Origin of the sequence: Zobellia roscoffensis, assembly GCF_015330165.1 — a bacterium.
Taxonomy (GTDB): domain Bacteria; phylum Bacteroidota; class Bacteroidia; order Flavobacteriales; family Flavobacteriaceae; genus Zobellia; species Zobellia roscoffensis.
On sequence record NZ_JADDXT010000002.1, the window covers coordinates 2,146,156 to 2,161,730 of the forward strand.

Consider the following 15,575-nt stretch of genomic DNA (forward strand, 5'->3'; position numbering starts at 1 on the left):
GAATGATTACAAAATATATAGCCGCTCTTGGCTTTCTTTTTCTTACCGTGGCATTGTCTGCTCAAGAAAAACGACTATCAAAAGAAGAAGCGGTTCGCTTAGCTCTAGAAAATAACTTTGGAATTAAGGTAGCCGGAAATCAAGTGAGAATTGCCGATAATAATCAGGGGTTGCTCAATTCAGGGTATTTGCCAAGTTTAACGGGTACGGCAGGAGCTAACTATAACGAATTGAATAGTACAACTGCATATCCGGATCAGTTTAATGCAGATGGTACGCCAAGGGAAGATTTAGATATTGACCATGCGGAGTCTCAATCTTTTAATGGAGCTTTAAATCTAAATTACACTTTGTTTGACGGTTTAGGTAGGTTGTACAACTACAAGAGGTTAAAAGAGCAGTATCAGCTTACAGAACTTCAAGCTAGGGAGACTATAGAGAATACGCTATTGCAATTATTCAGTGTTTATTTTGAAGTGGCTAGACTCACTGAGAATGAAAACGTGTTTAAGCAAGCCCTTGAAATTTCTACAGATCGTATTACTAGGGCAGAGTATGCTTTTGAATATGGTCAGAATACAAAGCTAGATATATTAAACGCTCAAGTAGATGTTACTAATGATAGTATCAACCTATTGAATACAAAACAACTGTTGGCCAATGCCAAGAGAGATTTAAATGTAATTGTAAATCAAAGCCTAAGTGAAACGTTTCAGGTAGATACCATTGTTCGTTTTGTGCCTAGGTTACAGTTAGATGAGCTTATAGGCCAGGCAAAGGAAAATAACGTAACCATACTTCAAGCGGAGCGTAATTTGGCTATAAATGAATATGATATTAAGGTGAATAGTTCTGGGTACTTACCAACAATAGGTCTTAACGGTTCGTATGGTTGGAACTTAAACCAAAGTGCTCCTAATTCATTTTTGCCGGGTCAGGTTATTCCCGGTAGTAACCGTACAAGTCTTACTTTTGGTTTGGGCGCTAGTCTTACATGGAATTTATTTGATGGCGGTAGGACTTCCACCTTGGTAAGGAATTCTAAAATTGCTTATGAAAATCAAGAGATACAGCAGGAGCAGGTAGCTTTAGAAGTTGATCGTGATATTCTAAATGCTTTGGCCAGTTATGTAAACCGATTAAATGTGTATCAGATTCAAGAGCAGAATGTATTGACCAACGAAAATAACTTTGAAAGGTCAAAGGAGCAATTTCAGTTGGGTAGGATAACGTCTATTGAGTTTCGTCAGGCGCAAATAAACCTTTTGAATGCACAAACCAATAAAAACTTGGCCAAGTACGATGCTAAGTTGGCAGAACTTCAATTGTTACAACTTACCGGACAACTTCTCAATGTAGATTTCTAAGGGCAATCGGTTTTAAGAACGCATAAAAATAGGGTCATACGTAAAGTATTCTTTGTCATTATTATAATTTCTTCGTAGTATAGTTTTTGTAAAAAGAACTATCTCATGTCTAAAATTGGAGTCGGAATTATTGGAACGGGTTCCATTGTTCACACCTATGTAAAATGTTTATCGGAAATTGATGGCGTTCAGATTATTGGTCTTTGTACAAAATCTGCAGATAGGGTAGAAGAGGTGAAATCCGAATTCGGTTTACCTGCGTACAGTGATTATAAATCCTTTTTATCGCTTCCGGAAATTAATTTGGTAGGTGTTTGCAACGAAAGTGGCAAGCATAGTGAGGCGATTGAGGCTGCTGCCAAGGCTCAGAAACATATTTTAAGCGAAAAACCACTTGAGGTAACTACACATAAAATAGATAGACTTATCGCTTTGTGTAAAAAGCAGAAGGTGGTGTTGGGCTGCGTACTTCAAAATAGATGTAGTCCGGATTATCAACGTGTGGAAAAGGCGGTGAAATCTGGTAAACTAGGTAAGTTACTAATGGGTAATGCCAGCATCAATTGGTATCGCTCCAAAGCGTATTATTCAAAAAGTAATTGGCGAGGCACTATTGAGTTGGACGGAGGAGCCGCTTTTATAAATCAAGGTATTCATACCATAGATTTATTGATGAACCTTATGGGAGAGGCTGTCTCGGTCTATGCCAATGTGCAAACTAGAATTCATAAAATTGAAGGAGAAGATGTGGGAGCGGCTTTGGTAAATTATGCGAATGGTGCAATGGGTACCATAACGGCCGGTACAGCATTATTTCCGGGATACCCAGAACGTGTTGAGGTATACGGAGAGAAAGGAAGTATTATTATGGAGGGAGGAAAGATTATTGCTTGGAATATTCAAGGAGAAAATACGCCAACATTAGATTCAGAAACACTGGGAAGCGGAGCCGCCGACCCAACGACTATCGGGCACCAAAACCATAAAATTGTACTTCAAGATATGGTAGAATCTATTCGTGAGAGTCGTAATCCCATGGTAGATGGGGCAGAGGCAAGAAAATCTGTAGCGTTAATAAATGCTATCTATCAATCTTCAAGAGAGAAAAAACAAGTACAACTATAGAATTAAAACATGTACGAACATTTTTTTCAATGCCCATATTGTTGGGAAGACATCTCAATGCTTTTAGACCCATCCATAAAAAAGCAGACCTACGTAGAAGATTGTGAGGTCTGCTGTAATCCTATTGAAATTACTCCTGAATTTCAAGAAAACGAATTGATTGCTTTTAATGCTCGTGATATTGAGCAGTAGAAAGCTTAATCCATCTCTTTTATTTTTCCGCCAAACACTTTGTCCTTTTCAATACTTCTTGGGTTGCCATAAATATAGATAGACCCTCCAGCCCGTACTTTGGCTACTACTTTGTCAGAGGCTTTTACATCTGCTCTTCCGCCGGCGTTAACCACAACTGAAGTTTCTTCGGTATCAAGTTGCTTGTTATAAACCTTACCTCCTGTATTTACCATCACCTCTTGCTGCACGGCAGAACCGGTAAGTGTTATCTCTCCTCCGGAAATGGACTTGGCATAAAGGTCTTTGATATTCACTTTTAAATCAATATGTCCCCCTTCTTGGGTCTTGATTTCCACACGATCACCTTTTACGGTTTCATCAGAACGTATTTTAGCATTCTCGTTAGCGTCTAAAAGCATCAGGTCTTCGGTGTAATATAACGTAGCTTTGGCCTCGTTTCCATCTAGAAAGTTATCAAACTCCATTTTTATTTTGAGCAAGCCATTTTTGTTAGAGATGCTAACTTCGTCTTTATCATCTCCCGTAATAACAATCTTGTTCTCGTTACTTTTAACTAGGCTCACAATTATCCGGTCATATACCTTAAGTTCTGTAAATTTGTCTAAGTCTTTTGTGTTTTTTTTCTGTGCCAGAACTCCTGCAGAAACGAACAGAGCAAGGGCTAAAAATCCTAATTTTTTCATTTTCCAATTTTTGTAGCGTTCGTATCAAAGATACGGTTTTTTGTATGATTTTTTCGAAACGATACCATCTGCGAGGCAATGCTGCTAGTAGGTCTGTGGCTTTTTTAAACAAAAAGTGTAGGTGTTGTTAAGAGGTTGGGAATGTGCTGGTTTAAGATGGGTTGAATTCGTCTATTGTGAATAAAAAAAACTATTTTTAGCAAAAGCATTATTTCAATGAAAATCCAGTTAACCAAAGTTACCTTACTTGTATGCCTCTTCGGCACAATATTTCAATCGTGTAAATCTTCAAAAACCGTTACTACGGCAAAAGAAACTGTAGTTGAAACTACAGAGGAAACCGTAGCCGAAAAAATACCTGCAGAAGCATCTGTAGAACCTTCAAACGGCTATACGGAAACCGTTCCGGAAACTGACAATAGTTTTGATATGGTGTTAGTGCCAGAAGGAACTTTTAAAATGGGAAGTCCAGAATCGGAAGCGAATAGAAAAGCGGATGAAGGCCCTCAAAAAGAGGTGGAGCTAGATGCTTTTTACATGGCAAAGCATGAGTTGACATGGGATTTATTCGAGCTTTTCTTCAAACAAAACAAAGAGCTCTTTGTTAAACTAGATGATGACCGAGTAATAAAAATAGACGCTATTACACGTCCTAGTCCCCCATACGAAGATCCATCCTATGGTATGGGAAAAGATGGTTTTCCGGCAGTAAGTATGTCCGCCTATTCTGCATTGGTATATTGTAAATGGCTGAGTACCGTAACCGGTAAATTTTATAGACTGCCTACGGAGGCGGAATGGGAGTATGCGGCAAAGGCGGGTACTGAAAGCGCCTACAGTTTTGGTGATGATGTGGCCCAGATAGATGAGTATGCCGTGTATTATAAAAATTCCGATAGTAAATACGCCAAGGTAGGTTCTAAAAAACCAAATCCTTGGGGCTTGTATGACATGCACGGTAACGCCGCTGAGTGGACATTAGATGAATATAAAGAAGACGCTTACGCCACTACGGAGAAGAAAAACCCATGGGTAACACCGGCCGTGATTCACCCGCGATCTTATAGAGGTGGTTCTTGGGACGATGATGCGGATAAATTGCGTTCGTCGGCTAGAACAGCATCTAGTTTAAAACAACAAAAACGTGATCCACAGATTCCAAAGAGTTTCTGGTGGTTTACAGATTCCAATTACGTTGGTTTTAGATTGGTGAGCCCTAAGGTGCAACCTAGCGAAGAAGAACAGAAAAAATTCTGGCAGACGGTTCTAGACGAATAGTCATTCCTCCAATATTAATTTTTTGAAATCTATTAAAATGAAAAAAGCAGTTTTTCTAGTACTTCTTGTAAGCTTTACTTTGGTGAGCCAAGCACAAGAATATACACTTGCAGATGCCAGTAAAATGACTATTGCAGGTTCTTCTACCGTTCACGATTGGGAAGTGGCGGCCAATACCTTAAAGGCAACACTGGTATACGACGGAAAGGCGCCAAAACAGATTAACCTTGAGGTGGCGGTTGAGGATATTAAAAGTGAACGTGGTGCGGCAATGGATAAAAAAATGCACGAAGCACTCAAGAAAGAAGAACACCCAAAAGTTACTTTTAAGCTTACGGAAGTAAAGAATACATCAACTTTGGTAGGCTCATTGAACATTGCGGGAACAGAGAAAACTGTTGAAGTTCCGGTAACTATCGAAAAGGTTTCCGAGGGTCTTAAAATTTCAGGACAAAAGAAATTAACGTTGCAGGATTACGGTATGGAGCCGCCTACGGCAATGTTTGGTCAGATTATAGTAGGTGATGAAGTGACGGTTAATTTCGACTTGATTTTTTCAAAGCAGTAAACCTCCTATTTTTACCAAGGTTTTTAGTAGTTAGGTTGACTTTAACACCCTTTTTCTAATGGATAGCCAAAAAATTAAAAGTCTTGCCCAAACCTATGCGCCGGAGTTTGTAGTAGTGCGCAGGCACTTACATCAAAACCCGGAACTATCATTTCAAGAATATAATACCTGTGCATACCTCAAAGAACAGTTAGTATCACTTGGGGTGACCGATATTGAATCGGTCGCTACAACGGGTCTTCTGGCTACTATAAATGGAGATAAGCCCGGTAAGACGGTGCTATTGCGTTCAGATATTGATGCCTTACCAATTCTTGAAGAAAATAAGATTGACTATGCTTCGGGAAACCCTGGGGTTATGCATGCGTGCGGCCATGATGCACATAGCGCTTCCCTTTTGCTGTGCGCCAAGATTCTTTTGGAGTTAAAAGGTGATTTCTCGGGAAGTGTAAAACTATTGTTTCAACCTGCGGAAGAATTGAGTCCGGGTGGAGCAATTAAAGTCATGCAAGAGAAAGCATATGTTGACTTGGGGCGCATTCCTCACATTGGGCAGCACGTACGGCCAGATATGCCAGTCGGAAAAGTAGGTTTTCGCTCTGGGAAATTTATGGCCAGTATGGACGAACTTTTTTTGACTGTTAAAGGAAAAGGTGGTCATGCCGCCATGCCCGAAAAATTGATTGATCCGGTATTGATATCCTCACATATTATTGTTGCTGCGCAACAACTCGTTAGCCGTATGGCCGATCCCAAAGTACCTTCCGTACTTTCTTTTGGAAAGGTAATTGCCAACGGAGCTATAAATGTAATTCCGGACGAGGTAACCATCGAGGGTACGTTTAGAACTTTTGATGAAACTTGGCGAAAATCGGCATTGGAAAGACTGACCAAATTGGTTACGACTATGGCAGAGGCTATGGGTGGGAGCTGTGAACTTAAAATCAACCATGGGTATCCACATTTAAAAAATGAGGCGCTGCTAACGGAGGATTTACGTAGCCACTCACAAGCGTATTTAGGAGAAGAAAATGTAGAAGAACTAGACCAATGGATGGCAGCGGAAGATTTCGCATACTACAGCCAGCAGCATCCGGCTTGTTTCTATATGCTGGGTGTGGGCAATGTTGAAAAAAATATTCAATCTGGACTTCATACCCCCACTTTTAATATGGATGAATCTGCCTTGGAAATTGGAGGCGGACTCATGGCTTGGCTTGCCATCAAAACACTTTCCCTATAATTTATTTTTAGATTAATTCTTTCTGCGGTATTGCTGAAATTGGATGCTGAAAAGTGTCGAACTCACATAAAATAGGCTGTTGTATTCAAAAAATGATAAAGAATAACTAAAAAGTGCAACTCTTTCAGTTGTGCACGCTATGGCAATCTACTACTTTTAAGGAATCACATGAAGTGTAAAATGTACGATTCTTAAAAATGAAATATAAGGTAGTTATTTTAGCAGTTTTGGCAGGTCTGATCGGTTTCCTTTTTATGTATAAAAAAGGAGTATTCGAAACGGAGACGAATGCGTATGCAGATATGAAACTTCCAGAGACGGTAGATTATAATTTTCATATCAAACCCATCCTTTCCGATAATTGTTATACCTGCCACGGTCCGGATGCGAACAAAAGAAAGGCGGGCTTACGGTTAGATATGGAGGAAGCCGCTTTTTCTGAACTGAAAGAAAACCCGGGCCACTTTCCTATTGTATCTAAAAATGTAAAGAAAAGTGAGGTGTATAAGGTTATCGTTTCCGATAATGATGACATTCTTATGCCCCCAGTAGATTCGCAATTGGCACTGAATTCCTATGAAAAGAAACTCATTAAAAAATGGATAGAGCAGGGTGCTAAATTCGAAAAACACTGGGCGTATATCTCCCCGGAAAAAGATAAACTTCCAGCAACCGAAAATACAGAGTGGGCACAGAATGAAATAGATGGGTTCATTCTGAGTAAATTAGAGGATAAGGGACTTTCGCCTTCCGAAAAAGCACCCCTAGAAACACTCATACGCAGAATAAGTCTGGACTTAACAGGCTTGCCTCCGCTTCCCGAAAAGGTAGATAAGTTAATTGCCAAAGGCGATATAAATGAAATTATAGACACCTTTTTAGCGTTGCCCGCCTATGGTGAGCGTATGACGCAATCTTGGTTGGATGTAGCGCGTTATGCGGATTCTCATGGGTATCAAGATGATAGTTACCGTACCATGTGGCCGTGGCGTGATTGGGTGATTCATGCCTTCAACGAAAATTTACCTTATGATGAGTTTCTGACCTGGCAATTGGCGGGAGACCTTTTGCCCAATGCTACCAAAGAACAGATTTTGGCTACGGGTTTCAATCGAAATCATCCAATAACTCAAGAAGGGGGTATTGTTCAAGAAGAATATCGTACCAATTACGTTCTGGATCGCACCAATACGCTAGGAAAGGGAATTTTGGGTATTACTTTGGAATGTGCGCAGTGCCATGACCATAAATACGATGCCATTTCTCAGGCCAATTATTTTGAGATGTTCGCTTTTTTTAACCAAGTGGATGAAAAGGGACTACAGATGACCGCTCCTCCAGCAGCAAAAAAAAGGTATTTTGCAGACCCACCTTATATTAAAATTTCCAAGGAGGAAACGGAAAATGTGCTTTCGTTCATTAATATGGATAGTCTTCCTCAAATTAATGTGATGGTGATGAACGATTCGGCACCAAAGACGACTTATATCTTAAATCGTGGGCAGTATGATCAGCCAGCAGATTCTGTGAGTCCGAAAACACCGGAGGCTATTTTTGCTTTCTCCGATGATTTGCCTAAAAACAGATTGGGTCTTGCCCAGTGGCTTACGGATACTAAAAATCCGCTTACGGCACGGGTGTATGTCAATCGTATTTGGGCTATGTTATTTGGTAAGGGGTTAGTGGAAACCGCGGGGGATTTCGGTGTTCAGGGAAGCCTTCCAACACATCCCGGGTTGTTAGATTGGTTGGCAGTAGATTTTATGGAACACAAATGGGACACCAAGTACTTGCTGAAGAAAATAATGCAATCCGCTACCTATCAACAGAAATCGGAATTACGACCGGAAATCAAAAAAGCGGACCCTGAAAATAAATTGTTGGCACGTGCACCTCGTTTTAGAATGAGTGGTGAAATGATTAGAGATTATATTTTGGCTACCAGCGGATTGCTCAATCCGGAGTTGGGTGGCCCCAGTGTAAAACCGTACCAACCTGCGGGTCTGTGGGAAGAAACGAATGCCGGTGGTAACCGGGGAATATTAACGAAATACATTCCCGATCAAGGCGAAGATTTATACCGTCGTTCTCTGTATACATTTTGGAAGCGCACATTACCACCGCCCAATATGACCATTTTTGATGCGCCCACCCGCGACTTTTCGGAAGTGAAAAGGCAAAAAACCAATACGCCCTTACAAGCATTGGTGCTGCAGAATGATGTACAGGTATTGGAAGCGGCAAGAGTTTTGGCACAACGGAGTATTAAGGAACAACCGGATAATCCCAAGTTGGTCGAAGACCTATTTAAACGCATTTTGGTTCGTAGTCCGCGTAAAGAAGAACTATTGACATTGAATACCTATTATCACAGTGCACTTGATCAGTATACAAACGATTTAGAGAGTGCTGAGAAATTGTTGGCCGAAGGCGATTACGAACAGATAGACGTAGACCCTGCAAAAGCAGCGGCATTGATGTTGACCGCTCAAGTTATTTACAACTTAGATGAAACCATTACAAAAGAATAAGGCTATGAAAGAGGAGGAAAAAAACAACGAAAATCCGTTAAAAGTAAACAGGCGTCATTTCTTTTCACAATTGAGCGTGGGTATTGGTTCCCTGGCCTTGGGGTCATTGCTTATTCCTGATCTGTTTAAAGGCGGAGGTGCACAACCTTTGGCACAGCAACCGCTGGGTATTCCTCATTTTGCTCCCAAGGCAAAACGTGTTATCTATCTTTTTCAAGCGGGTGGCCCCTCGCAATTTGAGAGTTTTGACTATAAACCTACGTTGAAGAAACGCATGGGTGAAGATTTGCCCGAATCCATAAGAAACGGACAGCGGTTAACGGGTATGACATCGGGGCAAGATAAGTTTCCGTTGATGCCGTCGGCCACAAACTTCAAGCAATATGGACAGAGTGGGGCTTGGGTCAGTGATTATTTTCCTCATATCGCAAAAATCGCGGATGAGATTACCGTGGTAAAAAGCATGCATACGGATGCTATCAACCATGACCCGGCCATTACTTTCTTTCAAACGGGAAGTCAGATTTCCGGGCGCCCAAGTATGGGGTCATGGATGAGTTATGGACTGGGTAGTGAAAATAAAAACCTGCCTTCTTTTGTGGTTTTGACCTCTAGGGGAAAGGGCAACAGTCAAGGTTTGTATTCCAAATTATGGTCTAGCGGGTTTTTGGATTCCAAACACCAAGGAGTTATGCTGCGTTCAGGAAAGAATCCGGTTTTATATCTGAATGACCCGGATGGAATCTCAAGGTCGGACAAGCGTCACTTGCTGAACGAAGTCTCCCAATTAAACAAAATGCATCATGTGGAAACAGGTGATGACGAAATAGAATCGCGTATTGCCCAATATGAAATGGCATACCGCATGCAAATGTCCGTACCCGATGTAATGGACATTTCAAAAGAACCGGAATCTATTGTAAAGTTGTACGGGGAAGATTGTCAAGTACCGGGCACTTATGCTGCAAATGCTTTACAGGCAAGAAGATTGGCAGAAAACGGAGTTCGCTTTATACAACTGTACCACCAAGGATGGGATCAACACGGTAATTTGCCCAATGCCATGGCGGGGCAGGCGAAAGATGTAGATCAAGCTTCCGCAGCGTTAGTGATGGATTTGAAGCAACGGGGTATGTTAGAGGATACGTTGGTAGTTTGGGGCGGTGAATTTGGAAGGACGAACTTCTGCCAAGGTAAGTTTGATCCAAAAGATTTTGGTCGTGATCACCACCCACGTGCGTTCAGTATTTGGATGGCTGGAGGAGGCATCAAGCCAGGTCTCAATTACGGTAAGACCGATGAGTTTGGTTATAATATTGTTGAGAATCCGGTGCACGTGCATGATTTTCATGCCACCTTAATGCATGCCATGGGATTGGACCACGAGCAAATGACCTATAAATATCAAGGAAGACGTTTCCGATTGACCGATGTTGCCGGGAATGTAATCAAAGACCTATTAGCATAACCAATGACCCGTATTCTGAAAAACCGTTGGGTAGACTATGCCATTTTGGGTCTATCCGTATTTCTTATTTTTTGTTTGATTTTCGATGCATATATCGAGCTGCCTAATCTTGTGGCGTGGTTGGGGCGTTGGCATCCGTTGATTCTTCATTTTCCGATTGTACTTCTGTTGATCGCTGTGTTTTTAGGGCTAACAGGAAAAAAAGTTCCAGATCAGTTACTCGTAGTTGCGGTGCTCTCGGCTTTAGTGACTGCCATTTCCGGGTTTTTTCTGGGGAAGGAAACCCCGGTAAAAGGAGATTTGCTCTTTTGGCACCAATGGCTGGGTGGAGGTTTGGCCTTAGTAGCTTCCCTTTGGTATGTTCTGGCGAATAGAGGATTGAGCGGTACGGTGTATACGAAGGTGCTTCAAGTTGTCATGGTCGGTTTGGTAGCGGTTACGGGGCACTATGGCGGAATGGTCACCCATGGGGAGGAGTTTTTAGCACTTCCCACTACTAAAAAAGAAAAAGAGATTCCAGAAAATCCTGTGATTTATGCGGATGTTGTAACCACGATTTTAGATGATAAATGTGTGTCCTGCCACAATCCCAATAAAAAGAAGGGCGAACTGCTCATGACCAATTTAGAAGAGTTGCTAAAAGGAGGGGAGAGCGGTCAGACGCTTATTCCTGGGGACCCCATAAAAAGTCAGCTGATCAGTAGATTGCACCTTCCCACGGAAGACGAAGAACATATGCCACCGGAAGGCAAAGCACCGTTGACCCAAAATGAAATAGAGATTTTGGAAAGATGGGTGGCACTGGGAGCTTCGGATACGTTGCGTTTTGACCAATTACCAAAAAGTGAACCGCTAGTAGTTCTTGTTAAAGATCTTATGGAACCAAAAGCGGAATCAAAATGGGAGAAATTGCCGGTTGTGGCGGATAGTACGTTGCAAAATTTAGCATCAGATTATTTAACCATTGAGCGAATGGCAGCGAATTCTAATGCGTTGAGTGTAGATGTGTATTTACCTCCAGAATATGCGGCAGAACCTATTATAGCTTTAGAACGAATAGCAGCAAATATTGTGGAGCTAGATTTAAGCGGATTGCCAATAGGCACGGTAGAGATGGACTTTGTCTCAAAATGTCAAAATTTGGAATGGCTGGAAATTGATAAAACACCTGTTACAGATGCTGAGGTTAAAAAGCTGGAAACTTTGAAAAACCTTAGACTTTTAAAAGTGTATGAAACTTCCATCACAGATAAAAGTATAGCAGTTTTTAAGAACGCTCAAAGCTTGAAAAATCTCTATATCTGGAAAACGGATATATCACAAAGCGCACTTGAAAGCTTTAAAAATGAAAAACCTGGCCTTTCCATTAATTACGGAATCAACCCGGAAATTGAAGCCTTTTTTGTAGCTAGTGATTCGGTTGCGGTGTCCAAATAGTGGTTGGTACTGTAAATGCTTCCTGTATTAAACTATATAAGGGCGTTATCCGTGGAGTAGCATACTTTTATTGAATTAATAAGTAACTTTAGAGCTATAGGTAAACTTGAAATACCTCTAGCTATGAAAACAAAATCCTATATTCTCATACTCTTTCTGTTAGTGGCGGGCTTAGTTCTCGCATCTATGTATACCCCTTCGGAAAGTGATTATGTTTCTGTTCCTCCTTCAAAAAAAAATAGCGAAACTCCTTCTGATGTGTCATTTCATAAAATGATGGATGTGTTGACGCACCCACGTTGCGTTAATTGCCACCCGAACGATCATGTGCCCAAACAAGGGATTGAAGGCGACCCTCACGACTTTGGGATGAGTAGGGGAGAAAACAATCTCGGCTTTGAAGCCACAAAATGCACCACTTGCCATCAGACGGAAAACAATCCGTATTCCGGCGTACCTGGGGCGCCACATTGGTCATTGGCTCCGCATTCTATGCAATGGCAGGGACTGGATAGATTTGAAATTGCAGCTTCCATGATGGATACGGAACGTAATGGCGGCCGTACACCCGAGGATATTCTACATCATTTAACCGAAGACAAATTGGTGTTATGGGCTTTCCATCCAGGAGTTGATGCCAAAGGGGAACCTCGGGAAGTGCCTCCGGTATCTAAAGAAGACTATATTAAAGCCGTGGAAGCATGGTTCGAAAACGGACACATTATTCCATCCAAATAAAAGAAAAAAATCGACTATGAAAATTTCAATGCAGGTCAATGGGCAGTCGCATGTTGTTGAACTTACCGATGAGTATACCCCTTTGCTGTGGGTTATCCGAGATATGCTGGGACTAAAAGGCACCAAGTTTGGCTGTGGAAAAGCAGCCTGTGGGGCATGTACGCTCCATGTAGATGGCGAAGCCGTTCGGTCCTGTTCCTATCCCATAAAATTTGCGGAGGGGAAAAAAATCACGACTATTGAAGGGCTGGGAGATGCCACAAATCCGCATCCCGTACAACAGGCCTGGATAGAGGAAATTGTGCCACAATGCGGCTATTGCCAGCCGGGTTTTATGATGGCTACGGCCGCATTATTGGATAAAATCCCAAATCCAACAGACCAAGATATAGATGATAATATCATAAACGTTTGTAGATGCGGAACGTATTATAGAATGCGTAAAGCCATTCACCTTGCTGCTGAAAAGCAGAGTGCTTTAAAAACAACCAACGAACCCACAAATTCTTAGAAGATGGCAGATAAAGAATCCTCAGGAAACAAGAAAGTATCAAGGCGAAAGTTTTTGGTACGTGGCGGTTTGGGTACGGTGGGCGTATTGGCCGTAGGAACCTATTTGTTCAGAAATCCGATCAGAAGGGCTGTTTTGGAGAAGGTAAATTCAATGGATATTGAGTATTTAGGCAGCACAGACAATCCCATGTTATGGTTTGAGTTGGGCCCGGCTAATGAAATCATTCTACATTCACCAAAAATAGAAATGGGGCAAGGTACTTTTACGGGCTTGGCGCAAATGGCTGCGGATGAACTGGAAGTTCCTTTTCAGAATGTAAAAGTTGTACATGCCACTACGGATACAGGAAATATTGACCAGTTCAGCACGGGAGGGAGCACGTCTATTTCAGGACTTTGGCAACCGTTACGGGAATTGGCGGCCACTTTTCGGGAAATGATGAAGCTTAAAGGGGCAGAGAAATTAGGGGTTCCCGTGTCCGAAGTTACCGCAGTAGACGGTAGGGTTTCGGCAAATGGAAAAAGCCTTTCCTATTCGGAAATTGCAGAAGGCGTAACCAGTTGGACCATTCCGGATACTCCTGTTTTAAAAAATAGAGATACCTATCGCTTTGTTGGAAAACCTTTGCCACGGGTAGATTTAGAGGATAAAGTCTATGGCTCGCCTATGTTCGGTTTGGATGCCGAAATGCCAAATATGGTGTTTGGGGCAGTAGTTCGACCTTCAAAAATAGGAGCAAAATATATCAGCGCCACCACGGATAAAGCCGAAAAAATGCCCGGTGTCCTAAAAATTGTCAAGGAAGATGATTTTGTTGCCGTAGTTGCTAAATCCTATATCGAAGCCGAAAATGCCAAACAAGCAATTGAGGTGGTCTGGGAAACCCCGGATAATTTACAGCAAGAGGAGATAGTGGCTATGATGACGGTGGGAAACGGAAACTCCAGTATTATTCAAAAACAGGGCGATGCTCTGGAAGGGGATGCGGTTGTGCAGATGGAATTTAGAAGTCCCATTGGTGCACACGCCCAGATAGAACCCAATGGGGTGGTCGCTTCGGTTGTAGGTGAGAAGGCTACGATTATGATTTCTACGCAGGTCATTGGTATTACGCGCAAAGAAGTGGCGTCCCGTTTGGGATGGGATGAAGAGCAGGTGAATGTGATTCCTACCTATTTAGGTGGTGGCTTTGGAAGACGACTGCATACACCTCACGCGGTTCAGGCAGCGGTGATGTCCAAAGCTGTGGGTAAACCTGTAAAATATGTGTTTAGTCGGGAAGAAGAATTTCAGCATGATATGTTTCGTCCGCCTACCCATCATATTGTAAAAGGAAGTCTGAACGAGGAGGGATTATTAAGCGGACTTGAACATCATTTTGTGAGTGGGGATGTGGGTAATAATTCGGCATTGCTACCTAATGTGGTACCCACTATTTTGGGTGCGGATGTGGGAGCCATTAGAGGCGCGTTTATTCAGTATACGGCCGTACCCAATTTTAGGTCTGTGTATTGGCATGTAGATTTGCCTTTTGCTACCAGTTGGTGGCGTAGTTTAGGTTTATTGGCCAATACCTTTGCCATAGAAAGTTTTGTAGATGAGATGGTGCTGAAAGCAGGAAAGAATGCCATAGAATTCCGTTTGGCACATATTGGCGATGATGTAGCAGGCAATCGGTTAAAAAATGTGATTCGTACCGCAGGTGAGAAATCGGGATATTCCGAAGAAATCAAAGCGGATAGAGCTATGGGGTTTGCAGCCTCGGTAGATGCCGGCACACCTTGTGCGCATGTGGTTGAGGTTTCCGTAGCGGATAACGAAATAAAAGTCCATAAAGTTACGGTAGTTTTAGACCCTGGCCTTGCTGTAAATCCGGATCAGGTGAGGGCGCAGTGCGAAGGCTGCGTAATTATGGGCATGAGTGCGGTACTGTTCGAGCAAATGAAAGTGGTGGACGGCTCCTTGACCCCTACTATTTATGGCCCCTATGAAATGGCATTAATGAAACATGCACCCAAAGAAATAGAAGTAGTATTGCTTCAGGGGAAAGATACACCGGGCCCTGTGGGCGAACCGCCGTTGGGACCCATTGGTGCGGCGATTGCCAATGCCGTAAAAAGACTAACGGGCAAACGTCTGCAATCCATGCCCTTAAAATTGACATAAATTTAAAGCATAAAAAAGGCTTCCAAGAAATGGGGAGCCTTTTTAAATTCTTCATAATCGATATATAGTTTGTGCTAATTTTTAGACGATATGTTTCGGTAGGATGCGTAGTAAGGGTATACCCAAAATGTCGAAAAAAGGTAGCATTGCGTTCCAAACAAAAATTTCGAACTCTTCAAAAAGTGCCGTCAACTGACTGCTGAAAAAAGAATGCCGTATAATTTAAAAATTCGGGAGCAATTGGGAACAGTAGCATACGAGA

At 42.1% G+C, this 15,575-nt stretch carries 13 protein-coding genes; 12 read left to right on the forward strand and 1 reads right to left on the reverse strand.

Annotation, left to right across the window (positions count from 1 at the left end; all coding sequences use genetic code 11):
* The first annotated feature begins 2 nt into the window (after positions 1–2).
* The 3 genes from IWC72_RS09010 to IWC72_RS09020 all read left to right on the forward strand — a co-directional run bounded on the left by IWC72_RS09010 (position 3) and on the right by IWC72_RS09020 (position 2,684).
* Positions 3–1,367, forward strand: coding sequence for a TolC family protein (locus IWC72_RS09010; protein WP_194529544.1), 1,365 nt, complete (start codon positions 3–5; stop codon positions 1,365–1,367).
* A 105-nt stretch (positions 1,368–1,472) separates the two neighbouring features.
* Positions 1,473–2,492, forward strand: coding sequence for a Gfo/Idh/MocA family protein (locus tag IWC72_RS09015; protein ID WP_194529545.1), 1,020 nt, complete (start codon positions 1,473–1,475; stop codon positions 2,490–2,492).
* 9 nt (positions 2,493–2,501) lie between these two features.
* A complete protein-coding gene (locus IWC72_RS09020) occupies positions 2,502–2,684 on the forward strand; it encodes a CPXCG motif-containing cysteine-rich protein (RefSeq protein ID WP_194525880.1) in 183 nt (60 codons plus the stop codon).
* A gap of 5 nt (positions 2,685–2,689) precedes the next feature.
* On the opposite strand, the gene IWC72_RS09025 is transcribed toward IWC72_RS09020, so the two are convergent.
* Positions 2,690–3,370 (reverse strand): head GIN domain-containing protein, encoded by a 681-nt coding sequence (locus tag IWC72_RS09025; RefSeq protein WP_194529546.1) that lies wholly within the window; start codon positions 3,368–3,370, stop codon positions 2,690–2,692.
* 216 nt (positions 3,371–3,586) lie between these two features.
* On the opposite strand from IWC72_RS09025, the gene IWC72_RS09030 reads away from it, so the two are divergent.
* From IWC72_RS09030 to IWC72_RS09070, 9 genes are all read left to right on the forward strand, one after another.
* Positions 3,587–4,648 carry a formylglycine-generating enzyme family protein gene (locus IWC72_RS09030; protein WP_226967986.1) on the forward strand — a complete coding sequence of 354 codons (1,062 nt, stop codon included), beginning with the start codon at positions 3,587–3,589 and terminating at the stop codon, positions 4,646–4,648.
* Between the two features lie 37 nt (positions 4,649–4,685).
* Complete coding sequence (locus IWC72_RS09035) at positions 4,686–5,216, forward strand: YceI family protein (RefSeq protein ID WP_194529547.1); 531 nt, start codon at positions 4,686–4,688, stop codon at positions 5,214–5,216.
* Between the two features lie 58 nt (positions 5,217–5,274).
* A complete protein-coding gene (locus IWC72_RS09040; protein WP_194529548.1) occupies positions 5,275–6,459 on the forward strand; it encodes a M20 metallopeptidase family protein in 1,185 nt (394 codons plus the stop codon).
* 197 nt (positions 6,460–6,656) lie between these two features.
* Positions 6,657–8,990 (forward strand): PSD1 and planctomycete cytochrome C domain-containing protein, encoded by a 2,334-nt coding sequence (locus IWC72_RS09045; protein ID WP_194529549.1) that lies wholly within the window; start codon positions 6,657–6,659, stop codon positions 8,988–8,990.
* 4 nt (positions 8,991–8,994) lie between these two features.
* A complete protein-coding gene (locus IWC72_RS09050) occupies positions 8,995–10,458 on the forward strand; it encodes a DUF1501 domain-containing protein (protein ID WP_194531124.1) in 1,464 nt (487 codons plus the stop codon).
* A gap of 3 nt (positions 10,459–10,461) precedes the next feature.
* Complete coding sequence (locus IWC72_RS09055; RefSeq protein ID WP_194529550.1) at positions 10,462–11,895, forward strand: c-type cytochrome domain-containing protein; 1,434 nt, start codon at positions 10,462–10,464, stop codon at positions 11,893–11,895.
* Between the two features lie 123 nt (positions 11,896–12,018).
* Complete coding sequence (locus IWC72_RS09060; protein WP_194529551.1) at positions 12,019–12,633, forward strand: hypothetical protein; 615 nt, start codon at positions 12,019–12,021, stop codon at positions 12,631–12,633.
* A gap of 16 nt (positions 12,634–12,649) precedes the next feature.
* Complete coding sequence (locus IWC72_RS09065) at positions 12,650–13,144, forward strand: (2Fe-2S)-binding protein (RefSeq protein WP_194529552.1); 495 nt, start codon at positions 12,650–12,652, stop codon at positions 13,142–13,144.
* A gap of 3 nt (positions 13,145–13,147) precedes the next feature.
* Positions 13,148–15,313, forward strand: a complete 2,166-nt coding sequence (locus tag IWC72_RS09070; RefSeq protein ID WP_194529553.1) for a xanthine dehydrogenase family protein molybdopterin-binding subunit — start codon at positions 13,148–13,150, stop codon at positions 15,311–15,313.
* Positions 15,314–15,575: the final 262 nt, after the last annotated feature.

What these genes read in the sequence shown, in the direction of transcription:
- IWC72_RS09010 (WP_194529544.1), top strand. Translation starts at nt 3, where the DNA reads ATGATTACAAAATATATAGCCGCTCTTGGCTTTCTTTTTCTTACCGTG.
- IWC72_RS09015 (WP_194529545.1), top strand. Translation starts at nt 1,473, where the DNA reads ATGTCTAAAATTGGAGTCGGAATTATTGGAACGGGTTCCATTGTTCAC.
- IWC72_RS09020 (WP_194525880.1), top strand. Translation starts at nt 2,502, where the DNA reads ATGTACGAACATTTTTTTCAATGCCCATATTGTTGGGAAGACATCTCA.
- IWC72_RS09025 (WP_194529546.1), bottom strand. Translation starts at nt 3,370, where the DNA reads ATGAAAAAATTAGGATTTTTAGCCCTTGCTCTGTTCGTTTCTGCAGGA.
- IWC72_RS09030 (WP_226967986.1), top strand. Translation starts at nt 3,587, where the DNA reads ATGAAAATCCAGTTAACCAAAGTTACCTTACTTGTATGCCTCTTCGGC.
- IWC72_RS09035 (WP_194529547.1), top strand. Translation starts at nt 4,686, where the DNA reads ATGAAAAAAGCAGTTTTTCTAGTACTTCTTGTAAGCTTTACTTTGGTG.
- IWC72_RS09040 (WP_194529548.1), top strand. Translation starts at nt 5,275, where the DNA reads ATGGATAGCCAAAAAATTAAAAGTCTTGCCCAAACCTATGCGCCGGAG.
- IWC72_RS09045 (WP_194529549.1), top strand. Translation starts at nt 6,657, where the DNA reads ATGAAATATAAGGTAGTTATTTTAGCAGTTTTGGCAGGTCTGATCGGT.
- IWC72_RS09050 (WP_194531124.1), top strand. Translation starts at nt 8,995, where the DNA reads ATGAAAGAGGAGGAAAAAAACAACGAAAATCCGTTAAAAGTAAACAGG.
- IWC72_RS09055 (WP_194529550.1), top strand. Translation starts at nt 10,462, where the DNA reads ATGACCCGTATTCTGAAAAACCGTTGGGTAGACTATGCCATTTTGGGT.
- IWC72_RS09060 (WP_194529551.1), top strand. Translation starts at nt 12,019, where the DNA reads ATGAAAACAAAATCCTATATTCTCATACTCTTTCTGTTAGTGGCGGGC.
- IWC72_RS09065 (WP_194529552.1), top strand. Translation starts at nt 12,650, where the DNA reads ATGAAAATTTCAATGCAGGTCAATGGGCAGTCGCATGTTGTTGAACTT.
- IWC72_RS09070 (WP_194529553.1), top strand. Translation starts at nt 13,148, where the DNA reads ATGGCAGATAAAGAATCCTCAGGAAACAAGAAAGTATCAAGGCGAAAG.